The sequence below is a fragment of the Cobetia sp. MB87 genome (assembly GCF_011319755.1).
In the GTDB taxonomy this organism is placed as follows: Bacteria; Pseudomonadota; Gammaproteobacteria; order Pseudomonadales; family Halomonadaceae; genus Cobetia.
The window spans coordinates 355,421-378,857 of record NZ_VFBC01000007.1 but is presented as its reverse complement, the minus strand read 5'-3'; the positions used below and the strand labels follow the sequence as shown (position 1 = coordinate 378,857).

22 protein-coding genes are annotated in these 23,437 nt (G+C 64.8%); 3 read left to right on the top strand and 19 right to left on the bottom strand.

What is annotated here, in order from left to right:
* Positions 1-207: 207 nt before the first annotated feature.
* A complete protein-coding gene (locus CDPAHKCJ_RS07710) occupies positions 208-1,134 on the bottom strand; it encodes an FAD-binding protein (protein WP_043331885.1) in 927 nt (308 codons plus the stop codon).
* Positions 1,131-1,883, bottom strand: coding sequence for an electron transfer flavoprotein subunit beta/FixA family protein (locus CDPAHKCJ_RS07705; protein WP_166019293.1), 753 nt, complete (start codon positions 1,881-1,883; stop codon positions 1,131-1,133). Before CDPAHKCJ_RS07705 ends, CDPAHKCJ_RS07710 begins: the two co-directional genes overlap by 4 nt.
* 593 nt (positions 1,884-2,476) lie before the next feature.
* On the opposite strand from CDPAHKCJ_RS07705, the gene CDPAHKCJ_RS07700 reads away from it, so the two are divergent.
* On the top strand, positions 2,477-4,120 hold the full coding sequence (locus tag CDPAHKCJ_RS07700) for an electron transfer flavoprotein-ubiquinone oxidoreductase (protein ID WP_166019292.1): 1,644 nt from the start codon (positions 2,477-2,479) through the stop codon (positions 4,118-4,120).
* A 227-nt stretch (positions 4,121-4,347) separates the two neighbouring features.
* Entirely contained in the window at positions 4,348-5,583 is a 1,236-nt protein-coding gene (locus CDPAHKCJ_RS07695; protein WP_166019291.1) for a dicarboxylate/amino acid:cation symporter, read from the top strand.
* 94 nt (positions 5,584-5,677) lie between these two features.
* Here CDPAHKCJ_RS07695 and CDPAHKCJ_RS07690 read toward each other — a convergent pair whose 3' ends face one another.
* The 16 genes from CDPAHKCJ_RS07690 to CDPAHKCJ_RS07615 form a co-directional block, all read right to left on the bottom strand.
* Positions 5,678-6,640 (bottom strand): sulfurtransferase, encoded by a 963-nt coding sequence (locus CDPAHKCJ_RS07690; protein WP_240916700.1) that lies wholly within the window; start codon positions 6,638-6,640, stop codon positions 5,678-5,680.
* A gap of 113 nt (positions 6,641-6,753) precedes the next feature.
* Entirely contained in the window at positions 6,754-9,318 is a 2,565-nt protein-coding gene (locus CDPAHKCJ_RS07685; protein ID WP_240916699.1) for an ATP-dependent helicase, read from the bottom strand.
* Between the two features lie 116 nt (positions 9,319-9,434).
* The gene (locus CDPAHKCJ_RS07680; protein ID WP_166019290.1) at positions 9,435-10,079 is read right to left on the bottom strand and encodes a DUF1285 domain-containing protein; all 645 of its coding nucleotides are present in this window, start codon (positions 10,077-10,079) and stop codon (positions 9,435-9,437) included.
* Positions 10,080-10,121: 42 nt separating this feature from the next.
* A complete protein-coding gene (locus CDPAHKCJ_RS07675; protein ID WP_166019289.1) occupies positions 10,122-10,955 on the bottom strand; it encodes a TatD family hydrolase in 834 nt (277 codons plus the stop codon).
* Between the two features lie 110 nt (positions 10,956-11,065).
* Positions 11,066-11,416, bottom strand: coding sequence for a PilZ domain-containing protein (locus tag CDPAHKCJ_RS07670; RefSeq protein WP_043331891.1), 351 nt, complete (start codon positions 11,414-11,416; stop codon positions 11,066-11,068).
* Positions 11,417-11,716: 300 nt separating this feature from the next.
* On the bottom strand, positions 11,717-12,742 hold the full coding sequence (locus tag CDPAHKCJ_RS07665; protein WP_166019288.1) for a DNA polymerase III subunit delta': 1,026 nt from the start codon (positions 12,740-12,742) through the stop codon (positions 11,717-11,719).
* Positions 12,739-13,488, bottom strand: coding sequence for a dTMP kinase (tmk, locus tag CDPAHKCJ_RS07660; RefSeq protein WP_166019287.1), 750 nt, complete (start codon positions 13,486-13,488; stop codon positions 12,739-12,741). The genes CDPAHKCJ_RS07665 and tmk overlap by 4 nt, the downstream gene beginning before the upstream one ends.
* A 99-nt stretch (positions 13,489-13,587) precedes the next feature.
* Positions 13,588-14,589 carry an endolytic transglycosylase MltG gene (gene mltG, locus CDPAHKCJ_RS07655; RefSeq protein WP_205700815.1) on the bottom strand — a complete coding sequence of 334 codons (1,002 nt, stop codon included), beginning with the start codon at positions 14,587-14,589 and terminating at the stop codon, positions 13,588-13,590.
* Positions 14,590-14,661: 72 nt separating this feature from the next.
* Positions 14,662-15,552 carry an aminodeoxychorismate lyase gene (gene pabC, locus CDPAHKCJ_RS07650; protein ID WP_166019286.1) on the bottom strand — a complete coding sequence of 297 codons (891 nt, stop codon included), beginning with the start codon at positions 15,550-15,552 and terminating at the stop codon, positions 14,662-14,664.
* Between the two features lie 118 nt (positions 15,553-15,670).
* Entirely contained in the window at positions 15,671-16,915 is a 1,245-nt protein-coding gene (gene fabF / locus CDPAHKCJ_RS07645; RefSeq protein WP_166019285.1) for a beta-ketoacyl-ACP synthase II, read from the bottom strand.
* A gap of 339 nt (positions 16,916-17,254) precedes the next feature.
* Positions 17,255-17,488: an acyl carrier protein gene (gene acpP, locus CDPAHKCJ_RS07640; RefSeq protein ID WP_024950601.1), complete on the bottom strand. Its 234-nt coding sequence runs from the start codon at positions 17,486-17,488 to the stop codon at positions 17,255-17,257.
* 100 nt (positions 17,489-17,588) lie between these two features.
* Positions 17,589-18,332, bottom strand: a complete 744-nt coding sequence (gene fabG / locus CDPAHKCJ_RS07635; RefSeq protein ID WP_043331893.1) for a 3-oxoacyl-ACP reductase FabG — start codon at positions 18,330-18,332, stop codon at positions 17,589-17,591.
* 60 nt (positions 18,333-18,392) lie between these two features.
* A complete protein-coding gene (gene fabD / locus CDPAHKCJ_RS07630; protein ID WP_166019284.1) occupies positions 18,393-19,355 on the bottom strand; it encodes an ACP S-malonyltransferase in 963 nt (320 codons plus the stop codon).
* A gap of 287 nt (positions 19,356-19,642) precedes the next feature.
* Complete coding sequence (gene plsX, locus CDPAHKCJ_RS07625; RefSeq protein WP_166019283.1) at positions 19,643-20,665, bottom strand: phosphate acyltransferase PlsX; 1,023 nt, start codon at positions 20,663-20,665, stop codon at positions 19,643-19,645.
* A 29-nt stretch (positions 20,666-20,694) separates the two neighbouring features.
* Positions 20,695-20,865 (bottom strand): 50S ribosomal protein L32, encoded by a 171-nt coding sequence (gene rpmF / locus CDPAHKCJ_RS07620; RefSeq protein WP_065392644.1) that lies wholly within the window; start codon positions 20,863-20,865, stop codon positions 20,695-20,697.
* 33 nt (positions 20,866-20,898) lie between these two features.
* Positions 20,899-21,429: a YceD family protein gene (locus CDPAHKCJ_RS07615; protein WP_107335333.1), complete on the bottom strand. Its 531-nt coding sequence runs from the start codon at positions 21,427-21,429 to the stop codon at positions 20,899-20,901.
* Positions 21,430-21,686: 257 nt separating this feature from the next.
* Between CDPAHKCJ_RS07615 and CDPAHKCJ_RS07610 the strand changes: the two genes are divergently transcribed.
* The gene (locus tag CDPAHKCJ_RS07610; protein ID WP_166019282.1) at positions 21,687-22,283 is read left to right on the top strand and encodes a nucleoside triphosphate pyrophosphatase; all 597 of its coding nucleotides are present in this window, start codon (positions 21,687-21,689) and stop codon (positions 22,281-22,283) included.
* Between the two features lie 63 nt (positions 22,284-22,346).
* On the opposite strand, the gene CDPAHKCJ_RS07605 is transcribed toward CDPAHKCJ_RS07610, so the two are convergent.
* Entirely contained in the window at positions 22,347-23,435 is a 1,089-nt protein-coding gene (locus CDPAHKCJ_RS07605; RefSeq protein ID WP_166019281.1) for a S49 family peptidase, read from the bottom strand.
* Between the last annotated feature and the right edge of the window lie 2 nt (positions 23,436-23,437).

Genomic DNA, 23,437 nt, shown 5'->3' with positions numbered 1-23,437 from the left:
AACAATTATCAATTGATCTTGCCTCGCTCTGCCCCCTCATCAGGCGCTGAAATCTGCAATGCAGCGTTGCACTTTCTCCTGAAGCACTCACCCCTGACCTCCCCAGCCATTGTCCGCAGACACAAAAAACGCGACCCGCCAAAGCGGGTCGCGTTGATTGGCCGGGGCACCTTGCGGTGTCTCGGCCTCAGTCATGCAGGGCGTTGCTCAGAGCTTGCCTTCCAGCTCCGGCAGTACCTCAAACAGATCCCCGACCAGGCCGTAATCCGCGACCTGGAAGATCGGCGCTTCGTCGTCCTTGTTGATCGCGACGATGACCTTGGAGTCCTTCATGCCCGCCAGGTGCTGGATCGCCCCGGAGATGCCGACGGCGATGTAGAGATCCGGCGCGACGATCTTGCCGGTCTGACCGACCTGCATGTCGTTGGGCACGAAGCCGGCGTCGACGGCAGCGCGTGAGGCACCGATGGCGGCGCCCAGCTTGTCGGCGATACCGTTGAGCAGCGCGAAGTTCTCACCGTTGCCCATGCCGCGGCCACCGGAGATCACCACCTTGGCGGAGCCAAGCTCAGGGCGCTCGCTTTCGGCCAGGGTTTCCTCGACGAAGCTCGAGACGCCTGCATCCTCGACCACGTCCACGGCCTCGATGGCCGCCTGGCCGTCGAGCGCGACCGGATCGAAGCCGGTGGCACGCACGGTGATGACCTTGAGCACATCGTCACTCTTGACGGTGGCGATGGCGTTGCCGGCGTAGATCGGGCGTTGGAAGGTATCGGCGCTCTCGACGGCGATGATCTCGGAGATCTGCGCCACGTCCTTCAGTGCCGCGACACGCGGCATGAAGTTCTTGGCAGTAGTGGAGGCACTGGAAAGCACGTGGCTGTAGTCATCGGCCAGCGCCACGACCAGTGCCGACAGGTTCTCGGCCAGCTGATGGGCGTAGACGGCATTGTCGGCGACACGCACACGCGCGATACCGGCAAGCCTGGCGGCCTGCTCGGCGACGGCGCCTACGCCCTCACCGGCGACCAGCACGTCGATATCGCCTCCGATGGCGGTTGCGGCTGCCACGACACTCGCGGTGCTGCTGGTCAGCTGGCCATCATGATGATCGGCAATGACGAGAATGCTCATGAGATCACCTTTGCTTCGTTCTTGAGTTTGTCCACCAGCTCATCGACGGAGCCGACCTTGATGCCGCCCTGACGCTCGGCCGGCGGCGTGACCTTGACCAGTGACACCTTGGAAGCCGTGGAGACACCCAGCTCTTCCGGCGTCTTGACGTCCAGCGGCTTCTTCTTGGCCTTCATGATGTCCGGCAGCTTGGCGTAGCGCGGCTCATTCAGGCGCAGGTCAGTGGTGACCACCGCCGGCAGGTTCAGCTTGACGGTCTGCAGACCGCCATCGATCTCGCGAGTGACGTTGACGCTCTCGCCATCGACGACCACCTCGGAGGCGAAGGTCCCCTGCCCCATGCCGGTGAGTGCTGCCAGCATCTGACCGGTCTGGTTGTTGTCGGCATCGATGGACTGCTTGCCAAGAATCACCAGGCCGGGCTGTTCTTCCTCGACCACCTTGGCCAGCAGTTTGGCCACGCCCAGCGAGTCGACGGCATCATCGGTCATCACCTGCACGGCGCGATCGGCACCCAGCGCCAGCGCGGTACGCAGCTGTTCCTGGGCGGCCTTCGGGCCGATGGTGACGGCCACGACTTCGGTCGCCACGCCTTTTTCCTTCAGACGCACCGCTTCTTCGACGGCGATCTCGCAGAAGGGGTTCATGGCCATCTTGACGTTGGTCAGATCGACGTCAGACTGGTCCGCCTTGACGCGAATCTTGACGTTGTAATCGATGACGCGTTTCACCGCGACGAGTACTTTCATGGTGTCCTCGCTGATTTCTCATGGAGTACCAGTGACCGTGAGGCCGCCAGCGCTCGATTCATGCAAGCGTTTGATAGGTGAATATCTTCCACAGATGACCGTGATGACAAGTGTCTCGCCACGATATCCGCTGGCACCCGACGGATGAAGTCAGCCAGACCGGCGTGGTTTTCACTGTCCGGGAGCCGCCATTCTCATGCGGGCATCTTGCGCAGAATTGGCTGCCGGGGTCAAACCTGACAATCACTCTCAACACGCCCGAGCGTGAAACCCACCGGGCGATTTCCTGCAACGCCCCCGGTGGCTATTACGTCAGACCCAAGCATAATAAACAAACGGTCGTTTTAAATGCTACTGTTGCGGCATGCTATGCGGCTGCTTCGCGCCAGCGCCTTGTGTCGAGCGGCCGATCGTCCGTGCAGGACATGGCGAGCCAGCGTGAGTCGCACCCCTATTTTCACTCCGGCGAGTCGTGCCCTGACGCACGCCGCGCCGGAGGTTCACTGCCCAGCGAACGGCCATGGCCGTTCGTGACACGCCCGCCCCGCCGGATCCGCGGGGCCCTGACGGCGCAAAGATTGAGGAGACGGGTCATGGAACGCGAATTCATGGATTTCGACGTGGTCATCGTCGGTGCCGGCCCTTCCGGCCTGGCGGCGGCCTGCCGGCTGATGCAGCAGGCCAATGCGGCCGAGCAGGAGCTGACGGTCTGCGTGGTCGAGAAAGGTTCTGAAGTCGGCGCGCACATCCTGTCCGGCGCCGTGCTCGAACCGCGTGCACTGACCGAGCTGTTCCCCGACTGGGCCGAGCGCGGTGCACCGCTCAAGACGGCCGTCACCCGTGACGAAGTCGTGCTGCTCAAGGATGACCAGAAAGCGCAGGTCATCCCCAATGCACTGGTCCCCAGGACCATGCACAACGATGGCAACTACATCATCAGCGCCGGCAACCTGACGCGCTGGCTGGGCGAACAGGCCGAGGAGCTTGGCGTCGAGATCTTCCCGGGTTTCGCCGCCCAGGAAGTGCTGCATGGCGAGGATGGCACGGTGCGCGGCATCGTGGTCGGTGACATGGGCGTGGCCGCCGATGGCAGCGAGAAGGATGGTCATATGCCGGGCATGGAGCTGCGCGGCAAGTACACCCTGTTCGCCGAGGGTTGCCGTGGCCACCTGGGCAAGCAACTGATCTCGCGCTTCTCCCTCGACAGCGAGGCGGATGCCCAGCACTACGGCATCGGCTTGAAGGAGCTGTGGGATGTGCCCGCCGAACAGCACCAGCCGGGGCTGGTGGTACACGGCAGCGGCTGGCCGCTCAAGGGCAACGCCGAAGGCGGTTTCTTCCTCTACCACACCGATGACCAGCAGGTGGTGGTGGGACTGATCGTCGATCTCGCCTACGACAATCCGTACCTGTCGCCCTTCGATGAATTCCAGCGCATGAAGCAGCACCCGACCCTGGCCCGCCATCTCGAGGGCGGCAAGCGTGTCTCCTACGGTGCGCGCGCCATCGCCAAGGGCGGCCTCAACTGCCTGCCCAAGATGAGCTTCCCGGGCGGCCTGCTGATCGGCTGTGACGCCGGCACGCTCAACTTCGCCAAGATCAAGGGTCTGCACACCGCGATGAAGTCCGGCATGCTGGCGGCGGAAAGCGTATTCGACGCCATCAAGAACGGAGACGAAGGCGGTGAAGACCTGGTCGACTTCGGCAAGCGCTTCAAGGACAGCTGGGCCTATGAGGAGCTGGACGCCTCGCGCAGCTTCGGCCCGGCCATGCACAAGTACGGCACCTTCCTGGGAGGCGCCTACAACTTCCTCGACCAACTGACGGGCGGCCGCCTGCCGACCCTGCATGACACCACGCCGGATTACGCGCGCATGCGCCCGGCGGCTGAGTGCACGAAGATCGAGTACCCCAAGCCGGACGGCAAGCTGTCCTTCGACAAGCTGTCCTCGGTGTTCCTCTCCAACACCAATCACGAGGAAGACCAGCCGTGTCACCTGCGCCTGTCCGACCCGGATCTGCCGGTGCGTGACAACCTGCCGCGCTATGCCGAGCCTGCCCAACGCTACTGTCCGGCCGGTGTCTACGAGATCGTCGAGGAAGCCGGTGAGCCGCAGTTCCAGATCAATTTCCAGAACTGCGTGCACTGCAAGACCTGTGACATCAAGGACCCGGCACAGAACATCACTTGGGTCGCGCCGGAAGGCGGCGGTGGCCCCAACTACCCCAACATGTAAGCCCCTGCTTCCCACCAGCTGACAACGCCGCCGCGGCCCTGCCGTGGCGGCGTTGTCGTGTCTGGCCCTCCTCATTCCTCAGCGCCGCGCCTGCGGACGCCTTGCGCCCCGTGAGCGCTTCTTGTGTTATTCCAAAACAATCTCAAAGGGATTGTTGATATAACAGCTTCTCGGTAGCACATTGGCTTCCCTCGAATTCAGACTCACGCCATCGCTTCGGAGCCATCATGTCCGTCACACGCCAGATACTGCTCGCCCTGGGGCTGGGCATTCTCAGTGGCCTTGCCCTGAACGCCGGGGCAGGCGCCCTGCCCGAAGGCAGCGTCGCCTGGCTCGACAGCCACCTGCTGACACCGGTGGGCCAGATCTTCCTGCGTCTGCTGCAATTCGTGGTGGTACCGATGGTGTTCGGCGCCCTGATCATGAGCCTGACCAACCGCGAAGGCGGCGCCGATGTCGGTCGCCATGCCGGACGCCTGCTGGGCAGTTACGTGGTCACCAGCGCCGTGGCGCTGACGCTGGGCATGCTGGTCGCACATTGGCTGATGCCAGGCAGCGGCGCCGAGAGCCTGGTGGATTCCGCACCTGAAGGTCGCAACGCCGACAGCATCGCCCAGTGGCTGGTGGGTCTGGTACCCAACAACCCCTTCACCGCGCTGGGTGGCGGCGGCCTGCTGCAGGTCATCTTCGCAGCCGCCCTGATCGGGCTGGCGATGCGCGCCCTGCCACAGGAAAGCGCACCGCTGCATCGCGTGATCGAGAGCGGTTACACCGTCAGCCTCAAGGTGCTGTCCTTCGTGCTCAAGCTGGCACCGGTGGGGGTCTTCGCGCTGATCACCTCGGTGATCGCCACCCAGGGGCTGGACCTGCTGATGCGCCTGGGCATGTACGTGATCGGCCTGATCATCGCGCTGGCGCTGATGGCACTGCTCTATCTGGTGCTGCTGGCCGTCACCGGTGCCCGCCCGCTGGCCTTCGTGCGCCACTTCGGCCAGAGCCTGGGCTTCGCCTTCGGTACCGCAAGCTCCGGCGCGACCCTGCCGCTGGCGCTGGGCAATGCCCGCGACTACGGCATGAATGACTCCCTGGCCAGCTTCGCACTGCCCTTCGGCACGGCACTCAAGCGGGATGGTGCCGCCGTGATGCAGGGCTTCAATGCGCTGTTCGTGGCGCAGCTGTTCGGCATCGATGTCACCACCTCGCTGGTACTCACCGTGTTCACCACCGGCCTGCTGGTCAGCTTCTCGACGGCTGGCGTACCGGGTGCGGGGCTGGTCGCGATGACCACCGTGCTGGGCGCGGCAGGTCTGCCGCTGGAAGGTGTGGCCGTGGTCGCCGGGGTGGACCGCTTCACCGATGGCCTGCGCACCGCCCTCAACGTCATGGGCAACTGCGCCAACGCCGCCCTACTGGAGCGCTTCGATTCGCGCAAGCCCGCCGCGCAGCCCAGGACGCAAGCGTAAGCACGCACGCACGCAAAGAATCAGGCAAAGCGCCCCACAACCGACAACGCCCGTCAGAGAAACCTCTGGCGGGCGTTGTCGTGTCTGAAGGGCGTCATCGCGCTGGCGCGTGCGGCGACTTCTCGCTGGCCTCACCGGTAGCAACCGGGCGCGCGGGATCACTGATCCAGTCGCTCCAGGAGCCGGCATACAGGCGCGGCAGCGGCAGCCCCGCGATCGCGAAGGCCAGGATGTTCTGGCAGGCGCTGATGCCGGAACCGCAATAGGCGATCACTTCACCTTCTGCCGGCAGCAGGCTACGCAGCTCACGCATCAGGCTCATGCGGTCCTTGAAGCGACCATTGGCTTCCAGATTGCTGGGGGTCGGTCGGCAGAATGCGCCAGGGATATGGCCTGCCACCGGATCGACCGGCTCCTGCTCGCCGCGAAAACGCGCCTCGCCGCGGGCATCCAGCAAGCTGTCATCCGTGGCGGCCACCTGCTCGGCGCTGACCAGCAGGCTGTCATCAAAGCTCGGCTGCCAGTCGCTAGGCGTGGGGACCGCCGGTTGGGCAGGTGCACGCTTGAGCTCGCCCATGGCCTGATTCCAGGCCTGGATGCCGCCATCCAGCACCCGCACATCCGGATGCCCGGCCCAGGTCAGCATCCACCACAGCCGCGCCGCCGCCATCTGGCCACCCATGTCGTCATAGACCACCACCTGCTGCTCAGGCGTGATGCCGAGGCGGCGGAACAGCTCGGCCGTCGCCTGATGTGACGGCAGCGGATGCCGCCCGCCCACACCGTCCTCGCGCACGGCGGCCGACAGATCGCGGTCCATATCGACATGGATGGCACCCGGCAGATGGCCTTCGCGCCACAGACGCTCGCCGGCTTCCCCATCATCGAGACGCGCACGGCAATCCAGCACCACGGGCGACTTGAGGCCCGCCATCGCCAGCTGTGTCACCAGCTGACTGGCATCGATCAGGGGCGCCTGGCGCTGGTCCGGCACCAGCAGCGATGAGGCGGAGACGGAGGCTGCCGCCAATGCGGCAGGATCGGGATACTGAGCCATGGAAACTCCTTTTCGGGCAGACGAAGATGCGCTGCAGGCATGATGGCGCTCGGCGCAAGGCTTGGCAATCGCGCTGCCTTGTCGCCCGAGTCTCAAGTCCATTGTCACAAGGGTCACAAGACTGTCAGCGGGGCGCGCGTGGCGATCAGGCGGCGCTTGTTGCCATCGGCGAAGCGCACCTCGATCAGCGGATTGGCCTCATTGCCGGAGACCTCTTCGATCACCCCCTCCCCGAAACTCTCGTGGCGCAAGCGCTGACCGACCTCCCAATCACCGACGCGTCGCAGCACGGCCGGCTCGCCACGTGGAGAGCGATTGCCCTGTCGAGCGCCGCGAGCATAGGTGCCGCCAAAGCTTGACTGGCCTTGTGCAGTCGACTTGCTGGCCGGCTTGCCCGGGGACTTGGCGGCCTTCTTCGGCAGCGCTTCCAGCGTCGGCGGCGTGATGCCGTGGCGTGCCAGAGGCAGCCGCGCCAGATAGGCCTCGCCAAGCGCCGGCGCCGCTACGCGCAGGCGCTCGTCGCTGCCGTCCGCTGACTCGCGGGCGGCCTCATCGCCGTCCTCTGCCTGCAGACGGGCGAGCCTGGCGCGCTTGCCGGCACCGTGAATCCAGTCACCGAGGCGAGTGCAATCCTCCACGCACAGCTCGGCCAAGAAGCGGCTTGGCGTATGTGTGCCGCCGTCACGCCACAGGTGCAGCTGCTCGCGGGCACGCGTCACGCCGACATAGCACAGGCGTCGCTCCTCCTCGAGGCGCTCCGGCGACAGCGGGTTGTCACGCGAGTAGGCCGGGAAGTCTTCCTCGTTCATGCCCCACAGCCCCACCAGCGGCCACTCCAGCCCCTTGGCCCCGTGCACCGTGGTGATCAGCACGCCGTCGGCGGCGTCTTCGACCGGATTGCGCAGCAGATTGATGAAGGCGTCGGGGTCATTGGCAAGCTCTCCCGCCTGCTCGATCAGCACATCCAGCAGGCGCACATCTTCCTCGCCCTTGTCACGCCGGGCTGCGGCACGGCGCAGCACCTTGTCGGCTTCCAGCTCATCGACCACATGGCGCAGCAACCGCGCGGGCGCCCAATCGCCCAGCGCAGGCAGATCGCACAACAGCTTCCAGCGCTTGTGCAGGTTGCGGCGTTGCAACGGCTTGAGCCCCTCGAGGATAGGGTCTTCCTTGCGTGGCCAGCGCTGGCTGTCGGCCAGTTGCTGACACAGACGCTCGAGGCGCTCGCGCGCGACGAAGGCGGTGGGCTGGGTGAACAGCAGCAGCAGGTGCGCCGGGTCGCGCAGACGCGTGGCATCACGCGCCAGCTCCAGATAGCCCGCCAGCGCCTGCACCAGCGGCAGACGGAACACGAAGCGATCCCCCTGCCCCAGCCGGAAGGGAATGCCGGCCTTGAGCAGCTGCAACTGCACCGGTACCGACAGCGCCCAGCTGCGCACCAGCACGGCGGCCTCGGCGCCACTGCGGCCTGACTCTCGCCAGGCCGTGAGCGCCGCGACCAGACTGGCGGCGCCCTGGCCTTCGAACAAGCGCGTCGGCGGCGTGCCGGGCGCGGCCAGACACAGCTGGTCCGGACGGCGCGCATTGGCGGCGATGGCGTGATTGGCCGCCAGCGCCAGACGGTGACCGTGGCGGAAGGTATAGCTGAGCGGGAAATCCAGTGGCGCGGCGAAGCTCTCGGCGAAGCGCGTCAGCATGTAGTCAGGCCGCGCGCCACGCCACTCGTAGATGCACTGGTTGGCATCCCCCACCGCCATGACTTCTGCCAAGGCGCCGGAGGCTGCGGGCGACACTTCGCCGGGCGAGGAGGCTTTGCCGAGCGACGACTCGCCGAGCGACGCCTCGCCTGTTGGCGCACCCGCCAGCAGCGCCAGCATGCGCTGCTGCGCCTCATTGATGTCCTGATACTCATCGATGATGACGTGCTGCAGATGCCCCTGGATGCGCGCGCGGGTCTCGGGCTCCCTCTCCAGCTGGCGCAGCGGCCGGTAGAGCAGATCGGCATAGGTCATCTGGCCGTACTGCTCGAGCAGCTGCTCAAGCTGGGCGAAGGACTCGACGAAGTGGCCGGTGTGCTCGCCGAGGTTCATGCGCTCGTACAGCAGCGTCGGCTCGCACATCTCGGCCTTGACCAGATCACAGAACTGGGCGAGCGCTTCGAGGCGCTCGCCTTCCAGCGCTGCCTCACGATCGGCGCGATCGGCATCGCCCAGCGCACGCTGGGCGGCCTGCTTGAGCAGACGCTCCAATGCCCAGTCCTGCTGGATGAGTTCGCGCGGCTCGAGGCTGCCCCAGCGCACCAGAGTGGTGGTCAGGCGATGGCCGATGGAGTGGAAGGTGCGGATGTCGGGCAGCCGTGTGCCCGGCGGGGCCGACTGCGCCAGCTTGGCGACGAAGTCCTCACGCGCCGAGCGGTTGAACATCAGCACCAGAATCCGCTGCGCCGGTATGCCTTCCGCCAGCAGGCTCAGCACCCGCGCCACCAGCGTGGTGGTCTTGCCCGACCCCGCCACCGCCGCCACCCGGGCGTGTCGTCCGCGATGTGCCACCACGGCGCGCTGCTGATCCGTCAGTCGCTGCGTCAGCTGATCGACGGCCAGCGCCAGTGGCGATGCTGCGGAATCTGCCCCGGGGGGCGCGGCGCTGTCGGGCTCGATGGGAGGAAGTGGTGACGACATGAAGACCTGCAATGGCTGACGGCGAGTGAATGGGAGCGAGGCAGAACGCGAGGGACACAAGGAAAAGAGAGCAGAAGGCGGCAGGCTCAAACAGGTTCAGACAGGCTCTGACAAGTTCAGACCTCGAGCTCATCGGCCGCCAGCTGCCCCAGAATCTGGAAGCGCCCACCGCTCATGAAGCCGAGTCTCAGGCTGCCGTCTTCCTGCTCATGCGTCTCGGCGCTCTCGAGCAGCCGATAGTAGAGATTGCGGTGCAGGCGCGCGGCAAGCCCGAAACGCACCGGCACTTCCGGCAACCACAGGCCGTCCGGCGTCTCGCTCAGCGTCAGGCAGGTCTCCCCTTCCAGTCGCACGACATCGCCCTGATCGGTGACCAGCTGCCAGACGTCATGCTGAAGTTCTGTCTGTCCGGGCCCTGTCTGCTCGAACTCTGTCTGACCGGGCTCAGTCGGCGCAGGATCGCTCTCGACGCGGGAGCAGTCCACCGCCAGGAAGGGGCGGTCCTCGACCTGGATGGTGGCCTTCTCCACCGGCGTGACCAGGCAGTAGCTGCCATCAGACTCACGACGCATGACCCGCGACAGCATGTGCACCAGGCGCGCGCGACCGATCGGCGTGCCCTCGTGCATCCAGCGCCCGTCGGCGCGGATGACGAGGTCCATCTCGCCACAATGCGCCGGATGCCATTGATCCACCGGCGGCAATGTCTTGCCGCTGGTGGCCTTGTCGCCCAGCTGGGTGAGGATGGCGGCTGGATTCATGACGTTCCCTCCCTGGTGGTCAGATCATGCGGGGCATCACGCTCAATCGATGAGCATACCGCTGCTGGCCAGCGCTTCGCGAACGTTGTCCGGCGCTTCCGGCGCGGCGGCACGGAACAGGCGATAGAAGTTGGCGGTGGTCTGCATCGCCAGCTCATCGACGGTGATGCCGCGCTCGGCGGCGATGCATTCGGCGACCTCGACCACATTGCCCGGCACATTGGAGGTGCCACGGTACGGCACCGGCGCCAGATAGGGGCTGTCGGTCTCGATCAGCAGGCGGTCCAGCGGGATGGCGCGCGCCAGCTCGCGGACGTGTTCGGCGTTGCGGAAGGTGACGATACCGGAGATGGAGACCATGAAGCCGTGGCCCACCGCGACGCGCGCCATGTCGAGATCTTCGGTGAAGCAGTGCAGCACGCCACCGACAGCGGGGTCCGTGTGCTGCTTGATCAGCGCCAGGGTGTCTTCGCGCGCCTCACGGGTGTGGATGATCACCGGCAGCTCGAGCTCACGCGCGGCGATCAGATGGCGCGTGAAGCGCTCGTACTGCAGCTCGCGGCTGACGCTCTCGTAGTGATAATCGAGGCCGGTCTCGCCGATGGCCACCGCGCCGAAGCGCTCGGCGCACTTCTTGATGTCCTCGACCGTGGGTTCCGGGTCGACCTGATGCAGCGGATGCACACCGGCGGAAATCACCACATCCTCATGCTGCCGGGCGATGGCCGAGATCTCGGGCACATCGTCGAGCGTGACGGCAATGGCGAGAAACTGGTGCACGTGACGGACGCGCGCGGCGTCCAGTACGGCCTCGAGGCTACCGCCGTGCTCTTCCAGTTTCAGACGATCAAGGTGGCAATGCGAATCGACAAACATCCGGAAACTCTCACTACTGATGGCCACGCGCTGCGCGGCGAAAAACGTGCTCGACCGGCGGGCGCCCATGGCACTGCCGGTCGAGATGATGAAGCGACGCTGCGCTCGCGCTACAGCGTATAGGTCGCGTGACCCTTGCCGAGCATGCCGGCCAGGTGGTTCTCGATATGATCGCGCACCTGGCGGTCCTCTTCACTGAAGTGGATGCCGATGCCGGCAGTGCGCCGGCCACTGACGCCCTGCGGGGAAATCCATACCACGCGCCCGGTGACCGGAATGCGCTCGGATTCCTCAGGCAGGGTCAGCAGCAGATAGACTTCCTGGCCCATGGTGTAGCGCTCGGTGGTCGGCACGAAGATGCCGCCGCGCACGAGGGTCGACATGTAGGCGGCCAACAGGGTCTTCTGATCACGAATGGTCAGCGAGAGCGCCTTCTGGCCTTGCTGTGGAGCGGTATCCATCCTTCACCTCCGGCCGGTCTCCCGGCACATGCAGTCCCGTGACGAGCGTCAGCGCTCACATGAGGACTGACGCTGCGTATCAATGCGTATTCTTCGGCCATTGCCTGCTGATATCTGACCCAAGGCGAGCAAGCGGCCTGGCTGGCTTCAGTCTAGCCTGCCTGCCTTGCCTCGCGCAGCCTCGAGGCTTTCCACGCGGTCCTTTGCTCAGGTCCTTCTTCAGCTCTTCACTCAGGCCCTTCACGCCAGAAGCTCAGACCTTCACTCGGGCCATCACCTCAGAAAAAGCCAGCTGCGCATTCAGGAGCGCAGCAAGGCGGCCCAACGCACCAGCCAGGCTTCCAGCACCAGCTGAGGGTTGGGGTTGCCGCCCGCGGCCAGCAGGCGGCGCTGCTCGCGTGCGAAGTCCAGCAGCTTGAACCAGTCCTGGGTGCGACCATTCTTGACCGCCTGCCTCAACAGCGGCTCGAGACTGGGGTCACGCAGGTCGCCGGCATTGCCGGACAGGCCCATGCGGATCAGGTCTTCCAGCCAGGCAATACCGTACCACAGCACCTGCGCCAGCGGTTGGCGCTCCAGTCGCCACGCTTCGGCCACCGGCTCGCCACCGCGCACCAGCGCATCGAACAGCTCGCGCAAGGCCTGACGTAGCTGACGCTGCTCCGCCTCGCCGAGACGCACCGCCAGCTGTGGCAGTCCACCCGCCATGCGCAGCAGTGCCTGAGCATCCTCGCCCAGCTGCTGCGTGAGCCACGGCAGGCTCTCTTCGGCCGGCGGAATCACCAGCGGCCATTGCTGACAGCGCGAGCGGATGGTCGGCAGCACCCGTGACGGCATGTCGCTGAGCAGAATGAACAGCGTATTGGCGCCGGGCTCCTCGAGGCTCTTGAGCAAGGCGTTGGCCGAGGCGATGTTCATCGACTCCGCCGGTTGCAGACGGATGACGCGGTAACCACCCTGCTGGGCCGTCTGGGAGACGAAGCGGTTGACCTCACGGATCGGGTCGATGCGGATCATCTTGCCGACATCCTGCGGCGCGACCGCCATCAGATCAGGGTGGTGCCCCGCCGCCAGCATCTGACAGCCATGACATTCACCACAGGCCGCCGCGCCGGGCTTGCCCTGGGCGGTGCGACACAGCACGCGAGCGATCATCGCATCGGCCAGCTCATGCTTGCCAAGCCCCGACGGCCCGCTGAGCATCACCGCATGCGGCAGGCGGCCGTTGTCGTGTACCGCGGTGAAGTGTTGCCACAGCGAATGCTGCCACGGCAGCGGCGAGAAGCTCGAAAGCGTGACACCACTGCTGACGTCTGAAGCACTCATGGCTGTTCATCCGTGGGAGTGTTCGCCTGCCAGGCCGCCACGCGAGCTGCCAGTACCGCCGCGATATCGGCCTGCACGGCCTCGAGCGACTGACCGGCATCGATGGTGGCAAAGCGCTCGGGGTCGGCGTCACGACGCATGTGATAGCCGACTCGCACCGCCTCGAAGAACTGCTCGGCTTCCTGCTCGATGCGGTCGGCGCCTTCACCGGTCTCGGCGCGACGAGCGGCCAGACGGCCACGTGCCGCCTCGACCGGCATGTCCAGCAGCAGGGTCAGATCCGGCTGCAAGCCTTTCTGCACCAGGGATTCCAGCGCCGAGATATCGGCCAGCGGCAGGTTGCGGCCACCACCCTGGTAGGCAAAGGTCGCGTCGGTGAAACGATCGCACACCACCCAGGCACCGCGCGCCAGCGCCGGGCGAATGGTCGCGGCCAGATGCTGGGCACGCGCGGCGAACATCAACAGCAGTTCGGCATCATCACTCAGCGACTCGGCCGGCGCCGGGTCCAGCAGCAACTGGCGAATGGCTTCCGCTCGCTCGCTGCCACCCGGCTCACGCGTGCGCACGACCTCGAGGCCATGCGCCTCGAGCTCGGCGACCACGAAGGCGACATTGGTGCTCTTGCCGACGCCTTCACCGCCTTCCAGCGTGATGAAGCGACCACCGGCCGAGGCCCGGGTGGCCGCCGCGCTGGCGGCGTGGCGAGAAGACGTCGTGCTTGATGCGCTCGGACGTGAAGACATGATGTTTCCTGATTCAGACAGCAGATGACTCGCGACGAAAGCCCCGTGCAGCATGGCAGACCCTGTTCGCCACACGGGTTTCAGCTCATTCGCCACGCATTACCGATTGAGAATATAACGGCGCACGGCATTGTTGTGCTCGCGCAGCGTTCGCGAGAAGTGATGCTTGCCCTCACCCTTGGCGACGAAGTAGTAGGTATCGCCTTCCTTCGGGTGCACCGCCGCTTCCAGCGCGGCGCGCCCGGGCATCGCGATCGGCGTCGGCGGCAGACCGGTGATCACATAGGTATTCCAGGGCGTCGGCTTGCGCAGGTCGGCGCGCGACAGCGAGCCATCATAGTCCTTGCCCAGGCCATAGATGACGGTCGGGTCGGTCTGCAGGCGCATGCCACGCTCCATGCGACGCTTGAAGACGCCGGCGATCTCGTCGCGCTCTTCCGGCGCGCCGGTCTCGCGCTCGATCAGTGACGCCATGATCAGCGCCTCGTAGGCGCTGGTGATCGGCAGGTCGTCGTCACGCCCGGCCCAGACTTCCTCCAGCGTCTTGCTCATGCGGGTATAGGCCTGCCTGTAGAGCGAGAGGTCGCTGACGCCCTTGTGATAGCGGTAGGTGTCCGGGAAGAAGCGCCCTTCCGGCTTCTTGCCCTCTGCACCGACGGCCGCCATCAGCTCCTCGTCACTCATGTCGCGAGTCGTGTGCTCAAGCTTGGGTGAGGCGTCCATGGCAGTGCGCATCTGGGCGAAGGTCCAGCCCTCCGGCACGGTCAAGGTATAGCTGACCACATCGTCACTGGACAGCAGCGCCACCAGCTCACGGCCGTTCAAGCCCGGCGTGAGACGGAATTCACCGGCGCGCAGGCCATTGACGGCCTCAGGCTCGAGGCGCGCCCAGACCTTGTACGGCCAGCTCGCCTCGATGATGCCCTGTGACTCGAGCTCGCCCACGACCCTGGTCAGACTGGCGCCCTTGGGCACCTCGAACAGCTGTTCCTTTTCGATCGCCAACGGTGACAGCAACTGCGCCTGCCAATAACGAAAGCCCACCACACCCGCAGCCACGGCCAGCACTACCAGCATCAGGAGGATCTTGAACACTCGCATAATCAGGTTTCCAGTCTTCATGGCGAAGGCGACGACCACACAGGCATGCCTGCTGACGCTCGTCGCCTTCCGTCAGTTCGCGGGCTCGCCCAGCAAGCGCGCGACAGTGTGATTCAACTCGTCCAGCGCCGGATGCGCCTCATCCTTCCACTCGCACAGAATCGCGCCATCGGACTTGAGCAGGGTGCGCAGCGGCCAGACGCCCTGCACGGAATTCATGACGACCACCTGCTCGGCCCGCGCGAGTGACTCAAGCCCCTCACGCACTCGTTCGAACGTCATCTCGGCCTCAAGCGCCGCCAGCAGCGTGCCCTTTACACCGGCACGATCAAGACACGGCGTGAACCAGCGCCCGTCACGATACCAGGCCAGATTCATGCTGGTGGCCTCGATCAGCTCGCCCTGCGCATTGAGCAACAGCCCCTCGCTGATGGTCGTGTCGCTCCACTCACGACGCGCCAGCACGTTCTCGAGCCGATTGAGGTGCTTGAGCCCCGCCAGTGCCGGCTGCTCAGCCACACGCAGCTCGCAGACCCGTGCCGTGATGCCACGCCGCGCCTGCTGATTGACCGCAAAAGGCGTTGCACGTGCCCGCAAGCGCGCCTGCGGTGACTCCGGTGCCCTGTAGCCCCGCCCGCCAGTGCCGCCGGTGACGATAAGCTTGAGCACTTCAAGCCCCTCGCCCTGACAGACCGCCAGACAGCCCGCCAGTTCAGCTGCCGAAGGCGCTGCAATCCCCAGACGCTGACAACCGCGCCTCAGGCGCGCCTCGTGCCAGGACCACAGCTGCGGCTGACCCTCACGCACCAGAATCGTCTCGAACACGCCCTCGCCATAGGCAAGGCCACGGTCATCACTGGGCAGATCGGCGGCGAGCGCCGCAGGAGAGCACGTGTCGTCACCGCTCCTTTCATCAGACGCCCGGTCATCTGAGCTCTTGCTGCCAGAGGCATCAGTCGTCATCGATACAGCCCTCCAGAGAACGGTTGCGGACACGACACGCGAAGCAGGTGACGCCCCACAGACAAACGCGCCCCCGGATGGGAGCGCGTCTGAGGAGAGAGAACACGAAAGCGTGTGATCAGTCCTTGAGCTTGCCGAACACCAGCGAGCCGTTGGTGCCACCGAAGCCGAACGAGTTGGACAGGGTGTACTCGATCTTCATGTCACGTGCGACGTTCGGCACGTAATCGAGATTGCAGCCCTCGGCCGGGTTGTCCAGGTTGATGGTCGGCGGCGCGATCTGGTCACGCATCGCCAGCACGCAGAACACGGCCTCGACCGCACCGGCAGCGCCCAGCAGGTGACCGATCATCGACTTGGTGGAGCTGACCGCCACATCACGCGCCGCATCACCCAGCACCGATTCGACGGCGAGGCTTTCCGCCTTGTCGCCGGCATTGGTGGAGGTGCCGTGGGCATTGATGTAGTCGATCTGGCTCGGCTCGAGCTTGGCGTCACGGATGGCGTTGCGCATCGCAGAGGCCGCACCACGGCCGTCTTCGGGCGGCGCTGTCATGTGGTGAGCGTCGTCGGACATGCCGAACCCGAGCACCTCGGCGTAGATGGTCGCGCCACGCGCCTTGGCGTGCTCGTACTCTTCCAGCACGACGACACCGGCGCCGTCGGACAGCACGAAGCCATCACGGTCGCGGTCCCACGGGCGGCTGGCCGCCTGCGGATCATCGTTGCGGGTCGACAGCGCACGCGCCGCGGAGAAGCCCCCCAGGCCCAGCGGCGTGGTCGCCATCTCGGCACCACCGGCCACCATCACGTCGGCATCGCCATAGGCGATGGTACGTGCGCTATAACCGATGTTGTGCGTCCCGGTGGTACAGGCAGTGGTGATCGCGATGTTCGGGCCACGATAACCGAACTGGATCGCCAGATTGCCGGAGATCATGTTGATGATGGAGCCCGGCACGAAGAACGGCGAGATGCGACGCGCACCGCCCTTCTCCAGCGCCTTGTGGTTGTGCTCGATCATCGGCAGGCCGCCGATACCGGAACCGATGGCGACACCGATGCGCTCGGCGTTGTCTTCGGTGCATTCAATGCCGGAGTCGGTGATGGCCTGGTGGGCCGCCGCGATACCGTATTGGATGAAGAGGTCCATCTTGCGGGCCTCTTTCGGGTTCAGGTACTGACTCACATCGAAGTCCTTGATGGAGCCACCGAAACGGGTATTGAAACCGCTGACATCGAAATGCTCGATGGCCGCGATGCCACTCTTGCCCGCCTTGATGTTGCTCCAGCTTTCCTCGACGGTATTCCCGACCGGGGTTACCAGGCCAAGACCTGTTACCACTACCCTTCTGCGAGGCATCGTGTCTCCTCCAAAACTATCGAATTGGCACGCCAGGGCCATGGACGCCCGGACGGTAATTGAGCGCATTATACAGAAACCTGGCCATGCGTGGGCAGTCGGTTTTCAAGCGCTTTTCTGGCCACTTTCACGAAGGAATTCCGACACTTGCCACAAGGGGGCATTTGTCACGAAGCCCGCCGTCTACCACCAGGCAATTCGCGCCCTGTCGGCGCGGCATTGCGCAGCACATCCCTGAACGACAAGAGCCGCACTGAGGAACAGTGCGGCTCTTGAACGTACAGACAATTGCATCACGACCATGAGCAACAGGTTGCTCCGTGATCGCTTCAACACACCTTACTGGTGGTTGACGATGTAATCGATAGCTTCCTGCACGGTGGTGATCTTCTCTGCTTCTTCGTCAGGAATTTCAGTATCGAATTCCTCTTCAAGAGCCATCACCAGCTCGACGGTGTCCAGGGAATCGGCGCCCAGGTCTTCAGTGAAAGAGGAAGAGTTCTGGATTTCTTCTTCTTTGGCGTTCAGGCGCTCAGCCACAACCTTCTTGACGCGTTCTTCAATGGTGCTCATTTAACAATCACTCCTAGTGGTACGGAATCCGCAGCTCGAAAAAGCTGGGCGTAGTTTATAGGCCACCCCAAAAGGACGCAACCACGTCCCTGCGTGGGGTTCAGCGCATGTTCATGCCACCGTTCACCTGCAACGTCTCACCGGTAATGTAGCCTGCTGCATCACTGGTCAGGAAGCCGACTGCCGCAGCAATCTCTTCCGGCTGGCCAAGGCGCGCCAGCGGGATGTTGCCGAGCAACGCTTCGTGCTGCGCTTCCGGCAATGCTTCAGTCATGTCAGTGGCAATGAAGCCCGGCGCCACTGAGTTGACGGTAATATTGCGTGACGCGACTTCGCGCGCCAGCGAGCGGGCAAAGCCTTCCATGCCTGCCTTGGCGGCAGCATAGTTGACCTGACCGAGGTTGCCCATGGTCGCGACCACGGACGAGATGTTGACGATGCGGCCGAAGCGCGCCTTGGTCATGCCGCGCAGGCAGCTCTTGCTGACACGGAAGACCGACTTGAGATTGGTGTCGAGCACCGCGTCCCAATCGTCTTCCTTCAAGCGCATCAACAGGTTGTCACGCGTGATACCGGCATTGTTGACCAGAATGGTCGGGGCGCCGAAGCGCTCGCCGATTTCCTTGAGCACGGCGTCGACGCTGGCCTGATCGGTGACGTTGAGCAGCATGCCCGCGCCTTCGATACCGTGCGCCTCGAGGTCAGCGCCGATGGCCGCTGCGCCTTTCTCGCTGGTGGCAGTACCGATCACGATACGGCCCTGACGGCCGAGTTCACGGGAGATGGCTTGGCCGATGCCACGACTGGCACCGGTCACCAGTGCGATTCTGCGTTCGCTCGTCATCTTGAGTCCTGAGTTGGCTGATCCAAGTCACATGGCCGGCCAGATGGGCCAGCCACGAGCTTACTGATTCTGTTCGGCAGCGGTCTCGCGGGCAAGTTCCAGCGCCGCTTCCAGGCTATCCGGATCATTCACGGCCAGGCCACGCGCCTGACGCTGAATGCGCTTGCCAAGGCCGGTCAATACCTTGCCCGGGCCGCATTCGATGAAGCTGCGCGCGCCACTGTCGAACATGGCATTGACGCAATCGGTCCAGCGTACCGGCTGATAAAGCTGCTCGATCAGACGCTGACGCAGTGTCTCGACATCGTCATGCGCCTTGGCATCGACATTCTGGATGACGGTATAGCGCGGCGCACGGAACTCGATGGCATTCATCGCCTCGGCCAGCTTGTCGGCCGCCGGACGCATCAGATCACAATGCGACGGCACCGACACCGGCAGCGGCATGGCGCGCTTGGCACCCGCCTCCTGACATGCCGCGATGGCACGCTCGACGGCAGCGGTGCCACCGGCGATGACGACCTGTCCCGGCGCATTGTAGTTGACTGCCGCGACCACTTCACCCTGTGCCGCACTGGCACAGGCGGCTTCGACCTGGGCATTCTCGAGACCGAGAATGGCCGCCATCGCGCCCTGCCCCTGCGGCACGGCAGTCTGCATGGCTTCGCCGCGCAGATTGACCAGCTTGACGCCCTCGGCGAAACCGATCACGCCAGCGCAGACCATGGCGCTGTATTCACCCAGGGAGTGACCGGCCATGCGCGCCGGACGCGGGCCTTCCAGCTCCTGCCAGACGCGCCAGATGGCGACACTGGCGGTCAGAAGCGCCGGCTGGGTCAGCTCGGTACGATTGAGCTCCTCCGCCGGACCTTCCTGTGTCAGGTGCCAGAGATCGCGCCCCAGCGCGTCAGAGGCTTCCTCGAAGGTAGTGCGGACCACGCTATAGCGCTCCGCCAGCTCCCGCAGCATGCCGACCTGCTGGGAGCCCTGTCCCGGGAAGATGAGGGCCAGGGAATCTGTCATTGCTGTCACCATTTCCATCTGTTCAGGTGGGACTGACACGGGTCAAGAAACCCGATTTCCGCTGGCTCGCAAGCGAGACGACCACTGTCGTGTCTCACGCTTCTGCCAGGGGAAAGCCTGCTTCCTGTCATTTACGTCATGCTGCTGCCCTGCGGGGGCTTCTTGCGGGGGCTGCCCGCCCCTGACTCCCGTCCGCCTTCACCGCCCGGCCGCGAAGCGCTGGCATTGTCGCACCGTGTGCGCCGAAGCTCGACCCCAACAGGAACAAATCAGACCAATTTACTCATTCAGCGTGAGTATGTGCCTTCCAGGGCCTGCGCCAGGCGCGAGGGCAATTGCTCGCGAGCCTCGCTGGCCGCCCGCGTGACGGCAAAGGCAAAGCCTTCCGCCGCCGCGCCGCCGTGGCTCTTCACCACCACGTTCGCCAGGCCCAGCAGGCTGGCGCCGTTGTAGCGCACCGGGTCCAGCTCACGCGAGAGTCGCGTCAGCGCCGGGCGCGCCAGCCAGGCCATCAGGCGCGTGCGCCAGCTGGCCGCCAGGGTCGCCCCCAGCTGCGCCGACAGCATCTGCGCAAGCCCTTCACTGCTCTTGAGCACGACATTGCCGACGAAGCCGTCACAGACCACCACATCTACCTTGCCGGAGAAGAGGTCACCGCCCTCGACAAAGCCAAGGTAGTCGAAGTCCGACTCGCTGGCAGCCAGCAGGGCGTGCGCTTCCTGCACCTGCGCAGTCCCCTTGACCGACTCGACCCCCACGTTGAGCAGCCCCACTCGCGGACGCTCGACCGCGTCGATGAGGCGACTGCGCATCGCGCCCATGCGGGCGAACGCCAGCAGGTGGTGCGGTGCGACATCGACGTTGGCGCCGAGATCCAGCAAGCTGCAGGCACGCACGCCACGCGTGGGCACCGCGGCACAGATGGCAGGTCGCTCCACCCCTTTCACTCTTCCCACTTCGCGCATGCCCAGCGCCATCAAGGCGCCGGTATTGCCGGCACTGACACAGGCATCCGCCTGGCCCTTCGCCACCAGGCCCAGGGCCTGAGACATGCTGCTGGGCTCGCGACTGCGCAAGACGCGGGACGGGCGAGCATCAGACGCGACAATGCCGTCGACAGCGAGTGTCTGAAGGCGATCACGAACACGGGAGAGTGAAGCAGGGAGGGAGTCTAACTCGGCATCCAGTAGATGCTGCGGGCCAACCAGGATGGCGCTGAGTTGCGAGTCTCGCAACAGCGCACTGGCCGTGCCCCGTAACGTAGCGCGGGGACCGAAGTCCCCGCCCATCGTATCGATGGCGATACGCACGGCGTTACGCCGCGCGCTGCATCAATGCCTTATGCATCAACGACTTTGCGGCCACGGTAGAAACCGTCGGCAGAGACGTGGTGACGCAGGTGAACTGTACCGGTTTCCTTGTCCTGGGACAGGGTCGGTGCAGTCAGGGCATCGTGGCTACGACGCATGCCACGCTTGGAACGAGTTTTGCGGTTCTGCTGAACTGCCATGGGGATTACTCCAATCTTGTCGACAAATTGAGTTCAGTGCTTGTCCTTCAGGGTGCGAAGCACACTGAATGGATTCACAGCGGGTGCGTCCGAGGCCTCGGGTTCCACACCGCTGGCCAGCTGGTCGCGAGAGACGGCACAATCGGCCTCCTCGTGGTAGACCACCTGCGGCAGGACCAGGAGCACTTCATCCTCGATCACTGTCAGGAGATCCAGCTGTTCGTTTTCCACCACTACCGGCTCGTACTCACCGGGCAGCTGCGCCGCCAGTGCATCGCTGGTCACCAGGCCCAACAGGAACTCGCTGGAAAGCGGCTCCGGCTCGGTGGGTCCCAGGCAACGCTGACATAACAGACTTGCCTCGAAGGCGATGGAGCCTTCGATGAAGCTGCGACGTTGAGTGTCGATGTCAAAGGTCATGGAGACGCTGACGTCCCCTTCCTGAGCACCGATGGCCTCAACAACACGGGGCATGTTCGCCAGTGGAATCACGCCTTCAAGGCGTTTACCCGCTGACGCCAGCCGGTAGGGCTCGACCTTGGTCGGCAGTCTTGTGGTCAACATAGGCGCGCCATAATAGGGATTCCCCCTCCCGGTGTCAAAATGCATGAGCAACTTGTTGCTTTTGCCAGCCCCCTCACCATCACGCTTTCACGTCGATATGCGGCAACTGACACTGGGCTACACGTCCAGCGCGCGATTGTACGCGCCTGACGCTTCAATGCCGAGAGGATTTACGGCATCCTGCAGCCCTTGTTTTTCAAATACTTGCCGCGCGCCGCCCAGCCAATGACCGCAACGCGCCCCAACGGAGAGCCATGATGACTCCACTGGTCCTGGCGTCCAGCTCACGCTGGCGTCGTGAACTGCTTGAACGCCTCGGGCTGCCCTTCACCTGGACAGCCCCCAGCATCGATGAAACGCCGCGCCGCGAAGAAAGCCCCGAGACACTGGTCCATCGTCTGGCACTCGGCAAGGCCAATGCCGTGGCGGATGCCTATACCCACCACCTGATCATCGGCAGCGATCAGGTCGCCGTCTTCGAAGGCGAGATACTGGGCAAGCCGGCGGATCTGTCAGCCGCATGCGACCAGCTGGCGCGCTTTTCCGGACGTCGCGTACGCTTCGTGACCGGCCTGGCGCTGATCGACACCCAGTCTGCGCGCCACTGGGTCTGTCATGAAGACTACGAGGTCGTCTTCCGCCCTCTGAGCAGCGCCGAGATCGCGCGCTACGTCGAGCGCGAGCGCCCCCTCGACAGCGCCGGCAGCTTCCGCATGGAAGGGCTGGGCATCACGCTCTTCGAGCGCCTCGAGGGGCGTGACCCCAACAGCCTGATCGGTCTGCCGCTGATTCGCCTGTGCGAACTGCTGCGCGAGGCAGGCGTCGACCCTCTGCTGGATGCGCCGCGCTCCTGAGTGGCACCGCGCTCCTGAGAGACACCGCAGCCCTGAGCGACGAGGGCTGCGGCTCTGGCTCGCCTACCGGGGCAGGCGGTAGCTGACAGGTGATACCGTCGTCTCGAGCCCCATCGCACTGGCCATTACACCGGCGAAGCGCCGCGTGAAGCGCTCGAAGGGGTCCTGACGCGGCGTGTAATCGTGCAGCTCTGCTTCTGGCGTCAGCTCAGCCGCCAGCTCTTCCAGCGTGCCGGTACGATCGACCAGCCCCAGCCCCCGGGCCTGCTCGCCGGTCCAGATCAGCCCCGAGAACAGCTCGGGATCGTCCTTGAGGCGTTCACCGCGCCCGGCCTTGACCGCCGCGATGAACTGCTGGTGCGTCGTGGCCAGCACGCTCTGCCAGAAGGCACGCTGGTCTGGCGAGATTTCCGAGAACGGATCAAGAAACGCCTTGTTGTCTCCCGCCGTGAACACGCGACGCTCGATATCCAGCTTCTCCATCGGCCCCTTGAGCCCGAAGCTTGAAGAGATCACGCCGATGGAGCCCACCAGGCTTGAGGGTGCCGCGATGATCTCACCGGCACCGGCCGCCATGTAATAGGCACCACTGGCACCCAGGTCTTCAATCACCGCGATCACCGGCTTGTCGCCCTGCTCACGTAGCCGCATCAGCTCGTCATAGACACGCTGTGACTGCACCGGGCTGCCACCAGGCGAGTTGATGTCGAGCACCACCGCCACGGAGGCCGGTGACTCCCAGGCCGCGCGTAGCCCCTTGATGATGCGCTCGGCATTGGCTTCACCATCCGCCTCGATCACGCCTTTCACGCGCACTACGCCCAGATGCTGCTCGCCGGGCAGCGCCGCTGGCTGGCTACCGAGCGTGAACAGGGTCACCGAGGTCGCGATCGAGGCGATGAACAGCAAGGCGAACAGGAAGCGGAAGAACAGCTTCCAGCGCCGCGAACGACGCTGCTCGGTGACCACGCCTTGCACCCAGCGGTCCATCATCTCAAGCTGCGCGGTACGCTCGCGCGCCTGCCAGTCCACCTCTCGCTCGGAGGCGGTAGCCGCGCACTGTCCACTCATGCCCGGCCCGCTCAAGCCCGCTACGCTCTCGTCCTTGCCACCCGCGCCTTCACGCCAGGGATCCTGCGGCCTGTCACTCATCG

What these genes read in the sequence shown, in the direction of transcription:
- CDPAHKCJ_RS07690 (WP_240916700.1), bottom strand. Translation starts at nt 6,640, where the DNA reads ATGGCTCAGTATCCCGATCCTGCCGCATTGGCGGCAGCCTCCGTCTCC.
- mltG (WP_205700815.1), bottom strand. Translation starts at nt 14,589, where the DNA reads ATGCGAGTGTTCAAGATCCTCCTGATGCTGGTAGTGCTGGCCGTGGCT.
- fabD (WP_166019284.1), bottom strand. Translation starts at nt 19,355, where the DNA reads ATGACAGATTCCCTGGCCCTCATCTTCCCGGGACAGGGCTCCCAGCAG.
- fabG (WP_043331893.1), bottom strand. Translation starts at nt 18,332, where the DNA reads ATGACGAGCGAACGCAGAATCGCACTGGTGACCGGTGCCAGTCGTGGC.
- CDPAHKCJ_RS07605 (WP_166019281.1), bottom strand. Translation starts at nt 23,435, where the DNA reads ATGAGTGACAGGCCGCAGGATCCCTGGCGTGAAGGCGCGGGTGGCAAG.
- CDPAHKCJ_RS07710 (WP_043331885.1), bottom strand. Translation starts at nt 1,134, where the DNA reads ATGAGCATTCTCGTCATTGCCGATCATCATGATGGCCAGCTGACCAGC.
- CDPAHKCJ_RS07695 (WP_166019291.1), top strand. Translation starts at nt 4,348, where the DNA reads ATGTCCGTCACACGCCAGATACTGCTCGCCCTGGGGCTGGGCATTCTC.
- fabF (WP_166019285.1), bottom strand. Translation starts at nt 16,915, where the DNA reads ATGCCTCGCAGAAGGGTAGTGGTAACAGGTCTTGGCCTGGTAACCCCG.
- CDPAHKCJ_RS07680 (WP_166019290.1), bottom strand. Translation starts at nt 10,079, where the DNA reads ATGAATCCAGCCGCCATCCTCACCCAGCTGGGCGACAAGGCCACCAGC.
- CDPAHKCJ_RS07670 (WP_043331891.1), bottom strand. Translation starts at nt 11,416, where the DNA reads ATGGATACCGCTCCACAGCAAGGCCAGAAGGCGCTCTCGCTGACCATT.
- CDPAHKCJ_RS07700 (WP_166019292.1), top strand. Translation starts at nt 2,477, where the DNA reads ATGGAACGCGAATTCATGGATTTCGACGTGGTCATCGTCGGTGCCGGC.
- CDPAHKCJ_RS07685 (WP_240916699.1), bottom strand. Translation starts at nt 9,318, where the DNA reads ATGTCGTCACCACTTCCTCCCATCGAGCCCGACAGCGCCGCGCCCCCC.
- CDPAHKCJ_RS07665 (WP_166019288.1), bottom strand. Translation starts at nt 12,742, where the DNA reads ATGAGTGCTTCAGACGTCAGCAGTGGTGTCACGCTTTCGAGCTTCTCG.
- CDPAHKCJ_RS07675 (WP_166019289.1), bottom strand. Translation starts at nt 10,955, where the DNA reads ATGTTTGTCGATTCGCATTGCCACCTTGATCGTCTGAAACTGGAAGAG.
- CDPAHKCJ_RS07705 (WP_166019293.1), bottom strand. Translation starts at nt 1,883, where the DNA reads ATGAAAGTACTCGTCGCGGTGAAACGCGTCATCGATTACAACGTCAAG.
- acpP (WP_024950601.1), bottom strand. Translation starts at nt 17,488, where the DNA reads ATGAGCACCATTGAAGAACGCGTCAAGAAGGTTGTGGCTGAGCGCCTG.
- pabC (WP_166019286.1), bottom strand. Translation starts at nt 15,552, where the DNA reads ATGACGACTGATGCCTCTGGCAGCAAGAGCTCAGATGACCGGGCGTCT.
- tmk (WP_166019287.1), bottom strand. Translation starts at nt 13,488, where the DNA reads ATGTCTTCACGTCCGAGCGCATCAAGCACGACGTCTTCTCGCCACGCC.
- rpmF (WP_065392644.1), bottom strand. Translation starts at nt 20,865, where the DNA reads ATGGCAGTTCAGCAGAACCGCAAAACTCGTTCCAAGCGTGGCATGCGT.
- CDPAHKCJ_RS07615 (WP_107335333.1), bottom strand. Translation starts at nt 21,429, where the DNA reads ATGTTGACCACAAGACTGCCGACCAAGGTCGAGCCCTACCGGCTGGCG.
- CDPAHKCJ_RS07610 (WP_166019282.1), top strand. Translation starts at nt 21,687, where the DNA reads ATGACTCCACTGGTCCTGGCGTCCAGCTCACGCTGGCGTCGTGAACTG.